The organism is Enterobacter cloacae complex sp. 370H10, from assembly GCF_050031535.1.
Taxonomy (GTDB): domain Bacteria; phylum Pseudomonadota; class Gammaproteobacteria; order Enterobacterales; family Enterobacteriaceae; genus Enterobacter; species Enterobacter intestinihominis.
Genome location: NZ_JBLGWG010000001.1, coordinates 826,779 through 843,382, shown reverse-complemented (window position 1 = coordinate 843,382; position 16,604 = coordinate 826,779). Strand labels below are relative to the sequence as shown.

The following is a 16,604-nucleotide window of genomic DNA, read 5'->3' as shown; positions in this document are numbered from 1 at the left end:
GAAAATAGATTTTTTCGTTAATTATTCATAGGTTATGTTGAGATCAAGGGTACCGCTATGTACGATAATCTGAAAAGTCTGGGCATTACCAATCCTGATGAAATTGATCGTTATAGTCTCCGCCAGGAAGCCAATAACGATATTTTGAAAATCTATTTTCACAAGGACAAAGGAGAGTTCTTCGCCAAAAGCGTGAAATTTAAATACCCACGCCAGCGTAAGACCGTTGTCGCTGACGGTATCGGTCAGGGATATAAAGAAGTACAGGAAATCAGCCCTAACCTGCGCTACGTTATCGACGAACTCGATCAAATCTGCCAGCGCGATCGCAGCGAAGTCGATCTGAAACGTAAGATCCTTGACGACCTGCGTCACCTGGAAAGTGTTGTTACCCATAAGATCAGCGAAATTGAAGCTGATCTTGAGAAATTGACGCGTAACAAATGAGCCGTTTTATTGCCCGGTGGCGCTTCGCTTACCGGGCCTACGAACGCATGTAGGCCGGGTAAGGCGAAGCCGCCACGCGGCAAACAGCATCATCTTTGTTCATCCAGCTGCAACGCCACATACAGCAGTAGCCGGTCGTCAAAATTCCCTAAATCCAGCCCCGTCAGTTCCGAGATCCGGTTTAACCTATACTCCAGCGTATTACGGTGAATAAACAGCGCTTTTGACGTTGCCAGCGGCTGCACGTTATGCCGGAACCACGCCTGCAACGTGCGGCGCAGCAGCCCGTTGTTGTCCATCGCTTTCAGACGCACAAGCGGGCGCGCCAGCTCGTTGGCCTGCCAGCCACCGCGCAGGCTGTCGAGCAGAACCGGCAGCATCAGATCCTGATAGAAATAACTGCGGCTCTCCGGCATGCGCTGTTTACCCACCATCATGGTAGTGCGCGCCGTTCGCCATGAACGGGCGATACTTCCCGGCCCGGTAAAGTAATTTCCCAGCGCGACGCGAAAACGGAGCTGTCCGTTCTCCTTCATGCGCTCGATGAGCAGCTCAACGCGGCGACGATGATCTTCCGCGTCCCAGCGGCCAAACTGATTAAGCGCAGGCTTGAGCACCACCATTTCCGTCAAAGAGACGATTGCCACCAGGTTGTTTCGCTCCGGCGTCGCCAGCATATTTTGCAGCTGCTGTAGCTCCACCATGGCGCTGTCCACGCCAAGCTGGCCGCTATCCACCTCAATAACGGCGACCACGCGCGGCTGATTCAGGTCGATACCCAGACGCTGCGCCCACTCGCTCAGGGCAGGCGTGTGCTCCTCCGCCTGGATCAAATTCATCACCAGCTCTTCACGCAGGCGGCTGTCCTGGGCGAGCAGGTGCATCAGACGCGACTGCTCCAGCATCATCTCCGCCGTCATGCAGACCAGCTCGCCGTATTTACGCAGCGATTCAGGATCGCCGGTCAGACCGATAACGCCAACAATCTCTCCTTCCAGACGCAGCGGCAGGTTGATCCCCTGACGGACCCCGTGCAGATGTTTCGCCACGGCGTCATCAATGTCGACCACGCGCCCCTGAGAGAGCACCTGCAACGCCCCTTCGTGCAATTCACCAATACGCTCACGATCGCCGCTGCCGATAATGCGCCCTCGGGCGTCCATTACGTTGATATTGGTATCGATGATTCGCATGGTGCGCGCCACGATATCCTGCGCCATTTTGGTATCAAGATGCCAGCCAGCCATATAACCCTCCCGTGAGCAGAGCTCAAGCATAGGGAAGTTCAGCTAAGGCTGCATTGTGCAGATGCCCAAAGGCAGAGAGAGATGTATGGAGTTGTGGGAAAGGTCACAGAAAAAAGAAAGCCCCTGCGTACAGGGGCTTAAGAAGATTACTGCATCAGGAGATAAATAGAGGTATCACCACGCTGAATATTCAGTGCCAGCACGGACGGCTTGCTGTCGAGAATTTTGCGCAGTTCAGCGATGTTTTTCACCGGCTGCTGGTTAGCGCCCATGATCACATCACCTTTTTTCAGGCCGATACGGGCAGCAGGTGAGTTCGCTTTCACGTTGTTCACCACCACGCCTTTATCTGCCCCTTTGTTGCTCATCTCAGCACCTTCAATACCGCTGAAGATGGTGCTGGAATCCACCTGATTCTGACTGCTCTGTTGCAGTTCCAGGCTCACGTTAACTGGCTTACCTTCACGCAGCAGGCCGAGGGTCACTTTACTGCCGATTGGCATAGAACCCACTTCCGCACGCAGGGCGGCAAAGCTGCTGATCGGTTTACCGTTCAGAGAGGTGATCACGTCACCCGCTTTAATGCCGGCTTTCGCCGCTGAAGAGTTCGGCATGACCTGGCTCACGAATGCGCCGCGCTGAGCGTCCACTTTCATCGCTTTCGCCAGCTCGGAGTTCAGCTCGGTCCCCATGATACCCAGCTCACCGCGTTTCACCTGTCCATATTGCACCATCTGCGCAGTCAGGTTTTTCACCATGTTGCTCGGGATAGCAAAGCCGATACCGATGTTGCCACCGTCCGGTGCCAGGATAGCGGTGTTGATACCGATCAGTTCACCGTTCAGGTTAACCAGCGCACCGCCGGAGTTACCACGGTTAATGGCCGCATCCGTCTGGATGAAGTTTTCATAGTTTTCCGCATTCAGGCCGCTACGTCCCAGCGCGGAGACGATACCCGAGGTCACGGTTTCGCCCAGACCAAACGGGTTACCGATGGCGACAGTGTAGTCACCCACGCGCAGCGCGTCAGAGTCGGCAAGCTTAATCGCCGTCAGGTTCTTCGGATCCTGAATTTGAATCAGTGCGATATCGGAGCGCGGGTCTTTACCGACCACTTTGGCATCGAATTTACGGCCATCGCTCATCTGAACCTTAATGGTGTTAGCATTATCTACCACGTGGTTATTGGTCACCACGTAGCCTTTCGCTGCATCAATAATAACGCCCGAGCCGAGTGCCATGAATTTCTGCTGCTGGCCGCCGCCCTGACCGTCATCCCCTGCGCCGCCCTGACAGAACGGGGAGCTCTGGAATGGCGAACCGTCCTGGCAGAATGGCGAATTGTCGCCGAAGAACTGCTGGAAATTACGCGGCATACGCGGCGTATTGACGGTTGTGCTGCCCTCAACGTTAATACTCACCACCGATGGCATCACTTTTTCGAGCATCGGGGCCAGGCTTGGCATCTGCTGTGCAGTCGCTGCCGAGGAAGCTGTCTCGGCCGCCGTCGCCAGAGGGGACAACGCTAAACCTAAACTCAGAGCCAGTGCACTCATTGCTAATGTGGTTTTTTTCATGTTTCTCAATCTCGATTTACCAGATAACGCAAAATTGCTGTGTAACTCAGATTCGTTTTATACCGCTTAGTTCCGGGATTAAGTTTATGGAAAAAGTAAAAATTTATTGGTCGTCTTTACAAAACTCATGGCTTATTCAACGGCCATAAGCTTGCGGTATTCATCCCAGGCATACAAATCTGTCATCCCGCTGATATAGTCCTGGATAAGACGACAGCGATAATAATATTCCATGACTGGCCATTGGGAAGAATGACGATCTATTTTACTGACGGCCTCAATGTATGCCAGCCGGTGACGGGTTGAAAGCTTCTGATAGAGACGAGATTCAATCGGCAGGCGGCGAACACGTTCATTTTCGACCAGCTCGCAAAACTCATCGACCGTCAGCTGGAGCAGCGGGCCATAAATTTCCAGCAACCCGCTGATAACCCGGTATCCTTGCAGCTCCAGCTGTTCGACATCCGGGTGGCTGAAAACATGGCGAACAGCCACGTTTTTATATAATTCAAGCAGCTGACTAAAACTGCTCTCATCTTCCAGCAGGGCGTGATTAAATTCCCCGCTAAATATCATCGGCAAATTATCAATGAAACGGGCGGCCGCATACGGCACCAGTTTATTCAGCGTATTGACCCGCAAATACATAAAGAACTGATCTTCGGTACTGCGGCTCAGCGAATTTGAACGCGATTTATCCCAGGCATTCTCGACGACCTGTGCAAACAGAGAACCTTTTTCATGCTCTCCCCAGGCATCGTGAAGATGCTGATACAGCTCCTCGACGCTGAATATTCTTTTTTCCACTGCATCTTCCAGATCGGCCACGCAATAAGAAATGTCATCAGCCGCTTCCATAATCCACGTCAATGGAAAACGGCCATTCGGCGTTAGCGAAAGTTCTTTACGCAACCGTTCAATGTACGCTTCTTCCGACAGGTAATAGCCCGGTTTTTTCATCAGGTAGCTATGGGTGGCAGGCGTTTCCCCCATCCACCACGCGGGACGCGTGTATTTGAGAATACAGCCCACCTGCGCCCAGGTCAGATTCATGCGCATCAGGGAGTGCACCAGACGGATCCCCTGCGCGTTACCTTCGAAATGACACAGATCCTGACGCACCTTGCGGCGCAGATCGTTCAGGCTATCTTCGCCCTCACGCAGGCGTAAATCGCGTACCACACAGCGGTCATCGCTGAGCGGCTGGCTTATGGCGTCAGAGGGAAAAAGCCGCTGTTTAAACCAGTCATTGATGGCGGCCTCGCCGAAATGACCAAAGGGAGGATTGCCGATATCGTGCATCAGGCAGGCCATCTCAACGATGCTTTCGAACGGCCCGGTCAGTTCATCCAGCCCGTAGGTTTCCAGCAGACGTTGCTCTTTGAGACGGCTGAGGATCTCTTTCGCAATGTAGCGCCCCACCTGCTGCACTTCCATGGAGTGCGTTAACCGCGTACGCACCGCAGCGTTACGCTCCAGCGGGAACACCTGGGTTTTTTGCTGTAACCGGCGGATGGCGGGCGAATTGATGATGCGTCCGCGATCGCTTTCAAAAATGCGCAGGATCTCATGTTCGCTCTTATCGCCCTGCGGCGAACGGAAACGTCGGTGCCAGTTAATTTTGGTGCGAAAATCGATTGGTGCCATGTGCTCCCCCGCGTGAGAATGCGTTTCCCCTTAACCGCATGATAGACTATGCATCTTAACAAGGCACATCGCGAGTAAATCTATGAAAATCGGCATTATTGGTGCAATGGAAGAAGAAGTTACGCTGCTGCGTGACAAAATTGAGAACCGTCAGACCCTCTCCCTTGGTGGCTGTGAGATCTACACCGGCCAGCTGAACGGCGTTGACGTGGCTCTGCTGAAATCAGGCATCGGTAAAGTTGCAGCGGCACTGGGCGCGACCCTGCTGCTTGAGCGCTGCAAGCCTGACGTTATCATTAATACAGGTTCGGCGGGCGGTCTGGCGCCGACGCTGAAAGTGGGCGATATCGTGGTTTCCGACGAAGCGCGTTACCACGATGCAGACGTCACCGCATTCGGCTACGAATATGGTCAGCTTCCGGGCTGCCCGGCCGGGTTTAAAGCGGATGATAAGCTGATTGCCGCCGCTGAAAGCTGCATTAACGAGCTGAACCTCAATGCGGTGCGTGGCCTGATCGTCAGCGGCGATGCCTTTATCAACGGTTCTGTTGGTCTGGCGAAAATCCGTCATAACTTCCCGCAGGCTGTGGCCGTTGAGATGGAAGCCACGGCCATTGCGCACGTGTGTCATAACTTCAGCGTGCCGTTCGTGGTCGTTCGCGCGATCTCTGACGTGGCGGACCAGCAGTCCCACATCAGCTTCGACGAGTTCCTGGCCGTTGCGGCCAAACAGTCCACCGTGATGGTGGAAACCCTGGTGCAGAAACTGGCGCGTGGGTAAGGTGTCATTCAGGGCGCTGGTCGCCCTGCTTCTGCTCGCCCCGGCCTGGCTCATCGCCGCGCCGCGGGTGATCACACTCTCCCCTGCCAATACGGAACTGGCGTTTGCCGCCGGGATTACGCCCGTTGCGGTGAGCAGCTTTTCCGATTATCCACCGCAGGCCGCCCATCTCGAACAGGTTGCCACCTGGCAGGGAATGAACCTGGAACGCATCGTGGCGCTGAAGCCCGATCTGGTTCTTGCCTGGCGCGGCGGTAATGCCGAACGACAGGTGGACCAGCTCTCTTCGCTGGGAATAACGGTAAAATGGGTAGATGCGGTGAGCATCGAACAGGTGGCGCAAACCCTCCGTGACCTCGCGCCCTTCAGCCCTACCCCCCAACGCGCCGAGCACGCTGCACAGCAGATGCTCAACGACTATGCTGCGCTAAAAACCCGATACGGCACGCAACCGAAACAACGCGTTTTTCTGCAATTTGGCAGCCAGCCGCTGTTCACTACCGGGAAAGGCTCGATCCAGAACCAGGTGCTTGAGATCTGTGGAGGTGAAAATATCTTTGCTGAAAGCCGGGTCCCCTGGCCGCAGGTCAGTCGTGAGCAGGTTCTGGCGCGACAACCGCAGGCCATTGTGGTGGTCGGAAATGCGAGCGAGATTCCTAAAATAGAACAATTCTGGCATCGGCAGCTTAAAATTCCGGTCATCGCACTCAACAGCGACTGGTTTGAACGCGCCAGCCCGCGTATTATCCTCGCCGCAAAACAACTCTGCGCCGAACTGGCAGAGAGTCACTCAAACAGATAAATACCCTATTCGAGGATTTAACGATGCTCGTGTATTGGCTGGATATTCTTGGCACAGCCGTTTTTGCTATCTCCGGCGTTTTGCTTGCCGGAAAACTACGCATGGATCCTTTTGGCGTACTGGTGCTCGGCGTCGTTACGGCGGTAGGCGGCGGAACGATTCGCGATATGGCGCTGGCAAACGGCCCGGTATTCTGGGTAAAAGATCCAACGGATCTGGTGGTGGCGATGGTCACCTGCCTGTTAACCATCGTGCTGGTTCGTCAGCCTCGCAGACTACCAAAATGGATATTGCCAGTGCTGGATGCCGTCGGTCTGGCGGTCTTTGTGGGAATAGGCGTGAATAAAGCCTTTATTGCCGGGACTGGCCCGCTGGTGGCGATCTGTATGGGCGTGTTGACCGGCGTGGGCGGAGGGATTATTCGCGACATTCTGGCGCGAGAAGTCCCGATGATCCTGCGAACGGAAATCTACGCGACGGCCTGTATCATCGGGGGGATTGTTCACGCCACGGCGTATTATACCTTTGCTGTCCCGCTGGAAAACGCGGCGATGCTGGGGATGGTGGTAACGCTGGTGATCCGTTTAGCGGCGATACGCTGGCACCTGAAGCTGCCGACGTTTGCACTGGATGAAAATTCAAGATAGGTATCGTTTATAAGCCCGGTGGCGCTTCGCTTACCGGGCCTACAATTTGCATTCAGGTTAAATACTGAATGAAGAACCACACCCGCAGGTGCTGGTCGCATTCGGGTTAGTCACCACAAAGCGCGAACCTTCCAGACCTTCAGTGTAGTCCACTGAACCGCCCACCAGATATTGCAGGCTCATCGGATCAACCACCAGCGCGACGCCCTGTTTTTCGATAGTCATATCACCATCGTTAACCTGGTCGTCAAAGGTAAAACCATACTGGAAGCCACTACAGCCGCCGCCGGTAATATAAACACGCAGTTTCAGATCCGGATTGTCCTCGTCGGCAATCAGGGTTTTCACTTTTTTCGCTGCTGCTTCGGTAAATTCCAGCGGCAACGCTACGTCATCACTCATCTTATGCTCCCATGAATACTGCGACTGCTATTGGGTAAAAATCACCCAATTCTTTTTGTCATTATCTAATACCCTGGTAATTCATTCAAGTATTCTGCTTCAGGGCCTGTTCAGCTTCCTGTTTCGCCAGGGTACGGGCAAGAATGGTGGAGTATAGCGGTTTTCCACCCAGGAATTGGGCTAATAGTGTCGCGCCGAGGCAGGTAATGATCATTGGCAAAATGAGCTGGTAATTGTCGGTCATTTCCAGCACCAGCACGATCCCGGTCAGCGGCGCACGCAGGGAGGCCGCCAGCAGCGCCCCCATTCCCGCAACCGCAAACGTCCCCGCATCCAGATGGTAGGCCGGGAAGCCCGCCGCCGCCGCCATCCCGAACGCCGTACCCAGCAGCGTCCCCAGCGCCAGCATCGGGGCGAAAATGCCGCCCGGGGCACCAGAGGAGAAGCACAATACCGTGGTGATGACGCGTGAAATAAACATAAACAGCAGCAGGCCTACGCTGAAATTCCCCGCCGCGGCAATGGGAATCAGACCGAAACCGCCGCCCGCCGCATTCGGTTCGATAAAACCGAGGATCCCGCACACGCCACCAAGCAGGCCCCCCACCAGCACCCATTTCGTGGTATTTCCGCCATGGATGCGCTGAAACATATCCTGCGCCCGTAAAATCAGGGTGTTAAAAAGCGGGCCAACGACGCCAAAAATCATCCCAAGAATCAGATACAGCCACAAAGTATTGACCGGCGCATTGGTTAGCTTGCCAACTTCAATCACCGCCCCTTCGCCGTTAAAGACGCGAAAGACAATGCTCGACATAATCACGCCGGTAAACACCGCTTTAATGGAGATCAGGTTGTAGCGGAACTGGGCGCGCATCTCTTCAATGATAAACAGGATACCCGCCAGCGGCGCGTTAAACGCGGCAGACAGCCCGGCCGCCGCCCCCGTTGCCAGCAGCGTATGGCGCGCTTCGGCGCTGCGCATACGGAACAGATCGCCGACCATGCGCCCGACGTTACCGCCCAGCTGTACCGTTGGTCCTTCCCGACCGAGCACCATGCCCGCTCCGAGCGTTCCCATCCCGCCGATAAATTTCACAGGAAGCACGCGCCACCAGCGAACCGGGCGTAGCTCTTCCAGCGCCCCCTCAATTTCAGGGATCCCCGAGCCACCTGCTTCAGGTGCGAATTTACGCACCAGAAAATAGCCCACCATGGCAAACAGGGCCGAAAGGCCAAAGGCCCACACCCAGACCAGCCATTCACGATCCGCGAAGCTGGCGACGGTGCCTATGCGCCAGTTGAGCACCGCATTGACGGCTTTCTCAAACGCGACGCCTACCAGCCCGGCCAGCGTGCCCACAACGGCGGCTGCCACCAGAATGGCTAACGGGGTTTTGTCACGGTTGAGCAGCCGCCGGATACTGACCCGGTGCTTCGCGCGCGTAAACTGTTGTTGTTCAAAAGAAGGCGTGTTCTCGTTCATTACCTGTTCTGTTTCGTCATACAAAAGGCCGCAGGGATTCTACCAGAGACAATCCCCTCGTCCCCTGAAAAATACTTAACAATTGTTAAGCCTTCTATGGGGCAAAAATTTTATAACCTCTTCCGAATCACTTAGAATAGTTGCCTTAACTCATTTCTACGAACCAGGAACGACGCCATGAGCAAGTCTGAAAACCTCTACAGCGCAGCCCGCGAGCTAATCCCAGGCGGCGTGAACTCACCCGTGCGCGCCTTTACCGGCGTGGGTGGCACCCCGCTGTTTATCGAACGTGCGGATGGCGCATATCTGTATGATGTGGATGGTAAAGCCTATGTCGATTACGTCGGCTCCTGGGGCCCGATGGTACTGGGGCATAACCACCCGGCGATCCGCAACGCGGTGATTGAAGCCGCTCAGCGCGGCCTGAGCTTCGGCGCGCCAACCGAGATGGAAGTCAAAATGGCGGAGCTGGTCACCGAACTGGTGCCAACGATGGACATGGTGCGTATGGTGAACTCCGGTACCGAAGCGACCATGAGCGCTATCCGTCTGGCGCGCGGTTTTACCGGCCGTGACAAGATCATCAAGTTCGAAGGTTGTTATCACGGCCATGCCGACTGTCTGCTGGTGAAAGCCGGTTCCGGCGCGCTGACCCTCGGCCAGCCGAACTCCCCGGGGGTGCCGGCTGATTTCGCGAAACACACGTTGACCTGCACCTATAACGACCTGAGCACCGTTCGCGCCGCGTTCGAGCAGTATCCGCAGGAGATCGCCTGCATCATCGTTGAGCCAGTTGCGGGCAACATGAACTGTATCCCACCGCAGCCGGATTTCCTGCCGGGCCTACGCGCCCTGTGCGATGAGTTCGGCGCGCTGCTGATCATCGACGAAGTGATGACCGGCTTCCGCGTGGCGCTGGCGGGTGCCCAGTCTTATTATGGCGTGGAGCCGGATCTGACCTGCCTCGGCAAAATCATTGGCGGCGGCATGCCTGTCGGCGCGTTTGGCGGCCGTAAGGACGTCATGGACGTGCTGGCGCCAACCGGTCCGGTTTACCAGGCGGGTACGCTCTCCGGTAACCCGATTGCGATGGCGGCGGGCTTTGCCTGTCTGACCGAAGTGGCGCAGCCGGGTATCCACGAAACCTTGACGGACCGGACGACGCAACTGGCAAACGGTTTGCTGGAAGCCGCAGAAGATGCGGGTATTCCACTGGTGGTGAACCACGTGGGCGGGATGTTCGGGATTTTCTTCACCGATGCGAAAACCGTGACCTGCTATCAGGACGTGGTGAAATGCGACGTGGAACGCTTCAAACGCTTCTTCCACCTGATGCTGGGAGAAGGCGTGTATCTTGCCCCGTCAGCGTTTGAAGCGGGCTTTATGTCCGTGGCGCACAGCGAAGAAGATATCAATAACACCATCGACGCAGCGCGTAAGGTATTTGCGAAGCTGTAAAATGTGCGGCTTGATGCCCTCACCCCAACCCTCAGCCCACAGGGAGAGGGAGCAAACACTGAAACGGCAATCTAAGGATTGCCGTTTACTTTTATTACCGACTCTGCTTTCTCAACAGATAAATAAAGTAAGGCGCGCCGATAAAGGTCGACAGGAGGCCCGCCGGGATCTGATACGGGAACAGCACCATCCTTCCGCACCAGTCAGCAAAGACCAGGATCGCCCCGCCCGTCAGCGCAGAGATCACGATATGCGGCAAAGTCCTGCGGAAACCCATCATACGGGCGATATGCGGCGCCATTAATCCGACAAAACTGAGCGGGCCGATAGTCATGGTGGCCGTCGCCGTCAGGCACGCGGCCAGCAGCAACAGCGCAATGCGCGTTGGCGTCAGCGCCACCCCGACCGCGCGGGCGGTATCCCCACCCAGCGGCAGAATGGTCATCCAGCGGCGGCACAGCGGCACAATCGCCAGCAGCACGATCATCACAATCCCGGTATGCACCACCTGACTGCCGGTGGCGTTGTATGTTGAACCGGAAATCCATGTCAGGATCTGCGCCATGCGCGGATCGCCGCTCGCCTGCAACATCATCAGCAGCATAGTAAACGCGGTGCTGAGCGCCATCCCGGCCAGCAGCATGCGGTGAGGTGAGAAACCACCTCGCCCGGAGGCGATCAGGATAATCATCAGCGTGACTGCCGCACCGATACTCCCGGCAGGCATCAGCCAGCCGAACGCATTTCCCGGTACGAGGAACAACATCAACACTACGCCAAACGCGGCCCCGGAGCTGATCCCTAATACTTCCGGGCTTGCCATCGGGTTGCCGGTGAGACGCTGGATAATACAGCCCGCCACCGCCAGCATGACGCCCGCAATCAGCGCGGAGAAAATCCGCGGCCAGCGCCACTGCATAAGTTCATGCAACAAATCCCCCGTTGCCCAGTGCCAGCCCGTGGCGTCGCGTCCCAGCGAGAGTGCGGCAAACGAGGCGATAACCAGCACTGCCAGCCCGGCAAGGCTGAACCACACCACCGACTGACGCTCGGCATGCACTTTATCGCCGGCATCCATCGCCGGAGCGCTAATGCTGCGCAGGCGCGGCAGCAGCCACAGCAGCAGCGGCGCGCCGATCAGGGCCGTCACCGAGCCCGTGGAAACTTCCATCCAGACGCGCGCCAGCCAGAGAATGAGCTGATCGGAAAGCCAGAGGATCAGCGCACCAATCAGCGGCGCCAGCATCAGACGCGCCAGCAGACGGCGCGCGCCGAGCATTTTTGCCAGCAATGGCGCAAACAGGCCGATAAAACCGATGATGCCGACGGCGTTAACCAGTAACGCGCTCAGCACAATCGCCAGGGTCAGGGCCGCCAGACGGGCCAGCGACAGCGCCAGCCCGAGATTGCGCGCCACGCCGTCATCGAGGCCCATCAGCGTGAGCGGACGCAGCAGCAGCAGCGTCAGCACCACGCCGCCAAACAGCTGCGGCCACAGGCGCTGGACGATACTCCAGTCGGTCTGGGTGAGCGTGCCGGTACTCCACATAAACATGCTTTGCAGCTGGTCGTGGTGAAACAGCACCAGCAGCTGGTTGATCGCCCCACAGTAGAGGCTGACGACCAGCCCCGCGAGGATCAGCGTGACCGGTGAGAGACGTTTTCCCCAGGCTACGCCAAAGACCAGCGCACCGACCACGCATGCGCCTGCCAGCGCGGCAAACTGCGAGGTTAACGCTCCCGGCAGGGTCCAGAGCGTGGTGATGGTGATCCCCAGCTGAGCCCCCGTCGCCACGCCCAGCGTGGTTGGCTCCGCCAGCGGGTTACGTAGCACCTGCTGAAACAGTACGCCCACCAGTCCCAGTCCCGCCCCGACCAGCAGGGAGATAGCCAGACGCGGCAGCAGGCTGTAGTGGAACAGCATTTGCTGAATATTGTCGATATCCGGTGCGGCAAACGCGGCTGCCCACTGATCGCGCGGTAACGCCGTGGTCAGGTTAAAGCCGGTTAATGCCAGGGCAGCCAGAAAAATGAGCGCTAACAGTAACATCGGGAAACGGGCCATACGCGTGCTCATGCCTTGCCTCCCAGTGCATTGTCCAGCACGCGGGCAAAATGCATGGCCGACAGCGTCGCGCCGTAGAACCATACCGCTGGCGCGCGCAGGAAGCGCTGCTCGCGGACGAACGGCATTGCCTGCCAGAGCGGAGTCGCCATCAGGGTTTGCATTTCGCGCTCATTGCCGTGGTCAAAGCACAGCACGTCCACATCACGAAACGCCGCCAGACGGTCAATCCCCACGGCGGTACTGCCCCAGAACGTCATCTCGCCTTCCCAGGCATTGCGAATGCCAAAGCTGTCGAGCACTTCCTGGAACAGACAGTTATTTCCAAAGACCAGCATATGGCGGGCATCCAGCAGGGTCACCATCAGCAAAGGCCGATCGCCACGGTGGGCAAAGCGCGGCTTAAGGGAATCAATCAGCGCATCAAATTCATTGAGATGTTTTTTCGCCTCAGCCTCACGGTTGAGGAACTGCGCCATCTCGTGGATGGAATTTTTTGCCATGGTCAGCGGCTTTTTACCGTCGCTAAAGGAAAAGCCCCGTCCGGGCGCAATCTTCGCCATGGTCTCTTCCGACGGGCCATACCCCGCAGACCAGAATAAATAAGACGGTTTCATCTGGGTGAGAAGCTCAAGGTTCGGCTCCGTACGCAGACCGATGTCGATGACGGAGTCCGGCAGTTTTGGCTCATTCACCCACAGGGTGTAGTTGGGAATATCGGCCACGCCGTAAGGCGTCACGCCCAGCGCCATCATCAGTTCGACGGGCAACCACTCCAGCGCCACGATGCGGTGCGGATCGACTGCGGCAGCGCGGGCCGGGCCCATCTTTAACAGCAGAGGTGAGAGTGCCATGGCCGTTAGCAGGCGACGGCGGCTAATTAATGTTGGATCCAGCATCAGTAGACAAAGCTCACGGGTGCAGCCCCGGCCGGGTGAGGCAGAATGCCCATAGGAATACCGTAGATATGTTCCAGCGTTTCGCTGCGCATCAGTTCGGCAGGCGTACCCTGAGCGATCATTTCACCGCCGCGCAGCGCTACCAGATAGTCGCAGTAGCGTGCCGCCATGTTGATATCATGCAGAACGGCAATCACAGTCAGGCCGCGCTGCTGGCTTAAGCGATGCACCAACGCCAGGACGTCAACCTGATGAGCAATATCCAGCGCTGAAGTGGGTTCGTCGAGCAGCAGGCAGCGGCTGTCCTGCGCTACCAGCATCGCGATCCATGCGCGCTGACGCTCGCCACCGGACAGGCTATCCACCAGACGGTGCGCCAGCGGTTTTAACCCAACCAGCGCGATAGCCTCTTCCACTTTTTCTCTGTCAGCGACGCCAAAACGCCCGAGCGCACCGTGCCACGGATAACGTCCAATCGCCACCAGCTCGCGCACCGTCATCCCCTCCGCCTGCGGCAACTGCTGCGGCAGATAGGCCACCTTGCGGGCAAAGGCCTTACTGCTCCAGCTCGCCAGCGGCTGGTCATCCAGCAGAATGTCGCCCTCGGACGGCGGCTGATGACGGCCCAGCATCTTCAGCAGCGTCGATTTACCGGAACCATTGTGCCCGATTAAACCGGTCACTTTACCTGCGGGAAACGTCAAAGAGAGCGGATGCAGCAAGGTGCGCCCGGGTACGCGAAAGGAGAGATTGTTGAGCGTGAAGGTGGAGTCGGATTGCGTTTTAGTATCCTGCATGTCAGCCAACTTAAATAAAAAGGGCACGGCGAACCGTGCCCATAAAGAGGTTAGAAGCGGAAGGTCGCCGTGGCAACAACCTGGCGTCCTGCTCCCCAGTAGCATGCATACTCGCTGTAGCAGCTGGAGACGTATTCACGATCAAAGATGTTGTTCACGTTGACGCCGACGGAAGAGCCCGGCAGACCGAAGCGCGCCAGATCGTATTTCACGGTCGCATCCGCCAGGGCATAACCCGCGACGTTAAAGGACTCATAGGCTTTAGGCGACGCTGAGGAGTAGTACGTCACCGTGTTACCGATGTAGCGAGCACCCGCACCAACGGTCAGGCCACTTAGCGCCGTCTCGTGGAAGGTGTAATCCGCCCACAGTGATGCCATGTTGCGCGGTACTTCTGCCGGACGACGACCTTCATACCAGGTATCGTGGGTGTATTGTGCATCAGTGTAGCTGTAGGCCGCCGTCACGTTCACGTTAGCCGACACCGCCGCTTTCGCTTCCAGCTCAAAGCCACGGGAGCGAATTTCACCGCCCTGCACGCTAAAGCCGCTGGTCGGGTTCGCCGGATCGGCGGTCAGGTTATTGTTCTTGGTCAGCTGGTATACCGCTGCCGTCACTACAACAGGCAGATCTTTTGGAACATACTTCACGCCCGCTTCATACTGCTTGCCACGCGCCGGATCGAACGGTTTACCACCCTGAGTAGTGCCAGAGAGCGGTTCGAAAGATTCACTGTAGCTGAAGTATGGTGTAATCCCGTTGTCGAACAGGTAGTTAATCCCCCCGCGCCAGGTAAATGCCTGATCGTTAATTTCCGCGGTGGTTCCGTTATTACGGTTAAAGGCAGACGTTTTCGCAAAGTCATAGCGGCCACCCAAGGTGAGTACCCACTTATCCCATTCAGCCTGATCCTGCGCATAGAGCCCGGTCTGCTCCTGACGATTGAGCATGGCATACGGGAAGTTCACATTGACGTTCGCATTGCCGTGCTGAGGATTGTTCATGCTGATCGGATCGGCGGTGCCGTAGTCAGCATCAATGTCATTTCGCATACGAAGGTAATCCACACCCGTCAGCAGGGTATGGTCAACGGCGCCGGTCGCGAATTTCGACTGGAGCTGTGTATCAACCGTGAACGAGTTGAGGTCTTCATCTGAGCGCACGTAGGCACGGCTGATCTGGGCCGGGGCGATATAGCCGTTACCGTAAACTGAACGGTAAAGGGTGTTGATTTTGGTATAACGCAGGTTCTGACGCACGGTGAAGGTGTCGTTGAATTCATGCGCGAAGCTGTAACCCACCATTTTCTGACGACGGGAGATCTTATTGTCTTCATCACCTTCGTTGAAGTCGGTCGGCAGTTTGTGCGCTTTTCCGTTAGCATCATAGTAAGGCACAACGGTACCTTCACGTGGCAGCCAGCCGTAGTAACCCGCATCCGGATCGCTCTGGAAGTTGCTCAGGAAGGTGAAATCGGTTTTATCATCAGGACGCCAGCTGAAAGACGGCGCAATCGCGTAACGAGTAGATTTCACCATTTCCTGCTGCGCGTTCTCACTACGTCCCAGACCGGTCAGACGGTAGGACCACACGCCGTCATCGTCAATCGCGTCGCTGAAATCAAACCCCGTCTGCCAGAGGTTATCCGTCCCCATTTTGAACTGAATTTCTTTCAACGGTTCCGTGGTTGGACGCTTACTGACCATACTCACTACGCCGCCCGGATGGCTTTTGCCATACAGTACAGACGTCGGGCCACGCAGCAGCTCTACGCGCTCAAGGAAGTACGGGTCCATGGACGCTTCAGAGTAGTTGTCTCCCTGCAACTTCATACCATCCAGATACTGGTTGGTATTCACGGTGCTGGAGGTCGTGAAACCACGAATCGAAACCACATCGTAAGTTGTTGAGGCGCCGCGCGTTGCGAAAACGCTTGGGGTGTAGGCCAGGGCCTGTTTAACCGTTCCCGGCTGTTTCATGTCCATCTCTTCACGAGTCACAACAGAAATAGACTGCGGGGTTTTCTCAATGGGTGTATCGGTTTTCGTCGCCGTTGCAGTGCGTTTTGCCGCAATCGTCGGTGCAGGACCCCAGGCACTTTCCTGTGCAGCCGGTGCGGCAGTCACGGTGATGGTTTCTTCTTTCTTGGGGGTTTCAGCGGCCTGTGCATAAGCAGACATGCCGGCAACCGCTGTGGCTACGACGGCTGCGATTTTACGCAGCGACGTGTTAATTGGCTGAGCAGTATTGGAAAGCGCCATGATGGATCTCTGATGAAAAAGGTGAATGATAACGTAAACGAGAATTATTATTATGACCGCAGAATAATATGCGAAACGCTGACGGCAT

The 16,604-nt window shown here is 56.5% G+C and carries 14 protein-coding genes; 5 read left to right on the top strand and 9 right to left on the bottom strand.

The window, feature by feature from the left end; all coding sequences use genetic code 11:
- Positions 1-57: 57 nt before the first annotated feature.
- Entirely contained in the window at positions 58-447 is a 390-nt protein-coding gene (locus ACQG2Q_RS03945; protein ID WP_022647102.1) for a DUF3461 family protein, read from the top strand.
- Between the two features lie 89 nt (positions 448-536).
- Here ACQG2Q_RS03945 and ACQG2Q_RS03940 read toward each other — a convergent pair whose 3' ends face one another.
- From ACQG2Q_RS03940 to dgt, 3 genes are all read right to left on the bottom strand, one after another.
- On the bottom strand, positions 537-1,694 hold the full coding sequence (locus ACQG2Q_RS03940) for a CdaR family transcriptional regulator (RefSeq protein WP_426759065.1): 1,158 nt from the start codon (positions 1,692-1,694) through the stop codon (positions 537-539).
- Positions 1,695-1,840: 146 nt separating this feature from the next.
- Positions 1,841-3,271 carry a serine endoprotease DegP gene (gene degP / locus ACQG2Q_RS03935; RefSeq protein WP_023299364.1) on the bottom strand — a complete coding sequence of 477 codons (1,431 nt, stop codon included), beginning with the start codon at positions 3,269-3,271 and terminating at the stop codon, positions 1,841-1,843.
- 132 nt (positions 3,272-3,403) lie between these two features.
- Positions 3,404-4,918, bottom strand: coding sequence for a dGTPase (dgt, locus tag ACQG2Q_RS03930; RefSeq protein ID WP_023299363.1), 1,515 nt, complete (start codon positions 4,916-4,918; stop codon positions 3,404-3,406).
- Positions 4,919-5,000: 82 nt separating this feature from the next.
- Here dgt and mtnN point away from each other — a divergent pair, with 82 nt between their 5' ends.
- The 3 genes from mtnN to ACQG2Q_RS03915 are packed head-to-tail and all read left to right on the top strand — an operon-like array spanning position 5,001 to position 7,148.
- Positions 5,001-5,699, top strand: coding sequence for a 5'-methylthioadenosine/S-adenosylhomocysteine nucleosidase (gene mtnN / locus ACQG2Q_RS03925; RefSeq protein WP_003856223.1), 699 nt, complete (start codon positions 5,001-5,003; stop codon positions 5,697-5,699).
- Complete coding sequence (gene btuF / locus ACQG2Q_RS03920) at positions 5,692-6,501, top strand: vitamin B12 ABC transporter substrate-binding protein BtuF (protein ID WP_023305464.1); 810 nt, start codon at positions 5,692-5,694, stop codon at positions 6,499-6,501. Before mtnN ends, btuF begins: the two co-directional genes overlap by 8 nt.
- Before the next feature lie 23 nt (positions 6,502-6,524).
- Positions 6,525-7,148 carry a TRIC cation channel family protein gene (locus ACQG2Q_RS03915; RefSeq protein WP_003856227.1) on the top strand — a complete coding sequence of 208 codons (624 nt, stop codon included), beginning with the start codon at positions 6,525-6,527 and terminating at the stop codon, positions 7,146-7,148.
- A gap of 57 nt (positions 7,149-7,205) precedes the next feature.
- Here ACQG2Q_RS03915 and erpA read toward each other — a convergent pair whose 3' ends face one another.
- A complete protein-coding gene (erpA, locus tag ACQG2Q_RS03910; protein WP_003856230.1) occupies positions 7,206-7,550 on the bottom strand; it encodes an iron-sulfur cluster insertion protein ErpA in 345 nt (114 codons plus the stop codon).
- Between the two features lie 85 nt (positions 7,551-7,635).
- Entirely contained in the window at positions 7,636-9,036 is a 1,401-nt protein-coding gene (gene clcA, locus ACQG2Q_RS03905) for a H(+)/Cl(-) exchange transporter ClcA (protein ID WP_022647097.1), read from the bottom strand.
- A 177-nt stretch (positions 9,037-9,213) separates the two neighbouring features.
- Between clcA and hemL the strand changes: the two genes are divergently transcribed.
- Entirely contained in the window at positions 9,214-10,494 is a 1,281-nt protein-coding gene (hemL, locus tag ACQG2Q_RS03900; protein WP_038415373.1) for a glutamate-1-semialdehyde 2,1-aminomutase, read from the top strand.
- Positions 10,495-10,588: 94 nt separating this feature from the next.
- On the opposite strand, the gene fhuB is transcribed toward hemL, so the two are convergent.
- From fhuB to fhuA, 4 genes are read right to left on the bottom strand one after another with little or no spacing between them, the layout of a single operon-like run.
- Positions 10,589-12,571 (bottom strand): Fe(3+)-hydroxamate ABC transporter permease FhuB, encoded by a 1,983-nt coding sequence (fhuB, locus tag ACQG2Q_RS03895; RefSeq protein ID WP_032625558.1) that lies wholly within the window; start codon positions 12,569-12,571, stop codon positions 10,589-10,591.
- Positions 12,568-13,458, bottom strand: a complete 891-nt coding sequence (fhuD, locus tag ACQG2Q_RS03890) for a Fe(3+)-hydroxamate ABC transporter substrate-binding protein FhuD (RefSeq protein ID WP_023299359.1) — start codon at positions 13,456-13,458, stop codon at positions 12,568-12,570. Before fhuD ends, fhuB begins: the two co-directional genes overlap by 4 nt.
- Entirely contained in the window at positions 13,458-14,255 is a 798-nt protein-coding gene (fhuC, locus tag ACQG2Q_RS03885; RefSeq protein ID WP_022647093.1) for a Fe3+-hydroxamate ABC transporter ATP-binding protein FhuC, read from the bottom strand. Before fhuC ends, fhuD begins: the two co-directional genes overlap by 1 nt.
- 50 nt (positions 14,256-14,305) lie before the next feature.
- On the bottom strand, positions 14,306-16,516 hold the full coding sequence (gene fhuA, locus ACQG2Q_RS03880) for a ferrichrome porin FhuA (protein ID WP_045623153.1): 2,211 nt from the start codon (positions 16,514-16,516) through the stop codon (positions 14,306-14,308).
- Positions 16,517-16,604 lie beyond the last annotated feature (88 nt).

What these genes read in the sequence shown, in the direction of transcription:
- degP (WP_023299364.1), bottom strand. Translation starts at nt 3,271, where the DNA reads ATGAAAAAAACCACATTAGCAATGAGTGCACTGGCTCTGAGTTTAGGT.
- ACQG2Q_RS03945 (WP_022647102.1), top strand. Translation starts at nt 58, where the DNA reads ATGTACGATAATCTGAAAAGTCTGGGCATTACCAATCCTGATGAAATT.
- hemL (WP_038415373.1), top strand. Translation starts at nt 9,214, where the DNA reads ATGAGCAAGTCTGAAAACCTCTACAGCGCAGCCCGCGAGCTAATCCCA.
- dgt (WP_023299363.1), bottom strand. Translation starts at nt 4,918, where the DNA reads ATGGCACCAATCGATTTTCGCACCAAAATTAACTGGCACCGACGTTTC.
- fhuA (WP_045623153.1), bottom strand. Translation starts at nt 16,516, where the DNA reads ATGGCGCTTTCCAATACTGCTCAGCCAATTAACACGTCGCTGCGTAAA.
- ACQG2Q_RS03940 (WP_426759065.1), bottom strand. Translation starts at nt 1,694, where the DNA reads ATGGCTGGCTGGCATCTTGATACCAAAATGGCGCAGGATATCGTGGCG.
- clcA (WP_022647097.1), bottom strand. Translation starts at nt 9,036, where the DNA reads ATGAACGAGAACACGCCTTCTTTTGAACAACAACAGTTTACGCGCGCG.
- mtnN (WP_003856223.1), top strand. Translation starts at nt 5,001, where the DNA reads ATGAAAATCGGCATTATTGGTGCAATGGAAGAAGAAGTTACGCTGCTG.
- fhuC (WP_022647093.1), bottom strand. Translation starts at nt 14,255, where the DNA reads ATGCAGGATACTAAAACGCAATCCGACTCCACCTTCACGCTCAACAAT.
- fhuB (WP_032625558.1), bottom strand. Translation starts at nt 12,571, where the DNA reads ATGAGCACGCGTATGGCCCGTTTCCCGATGTTACTGTTAGCGCTCATT.
- erpA (WP_003856230.1), bottom strand. Translation starts at nt 7,550, where the DNA reads ATGAGTGATGACGTAGCGTTGCCGCTGGAATTTACCGAAGCAGCAGCG.
- ACQG2Q_RS03915 (WP_003856227.1), top strand. Translation starts at nt 6,525, where the DNA reads ATGCTCGTGTATTGGCTGGATATTCTTGGCACAGCCGTTTTTGCTATC.
- fhuD (WP_023299359.1), bottom strand. Translation starts at nt 13,458, where the DNA reads ATGCTGGATCCAACATTAATTAGCCGCCGTCGCCTGCTAACGGCCATG.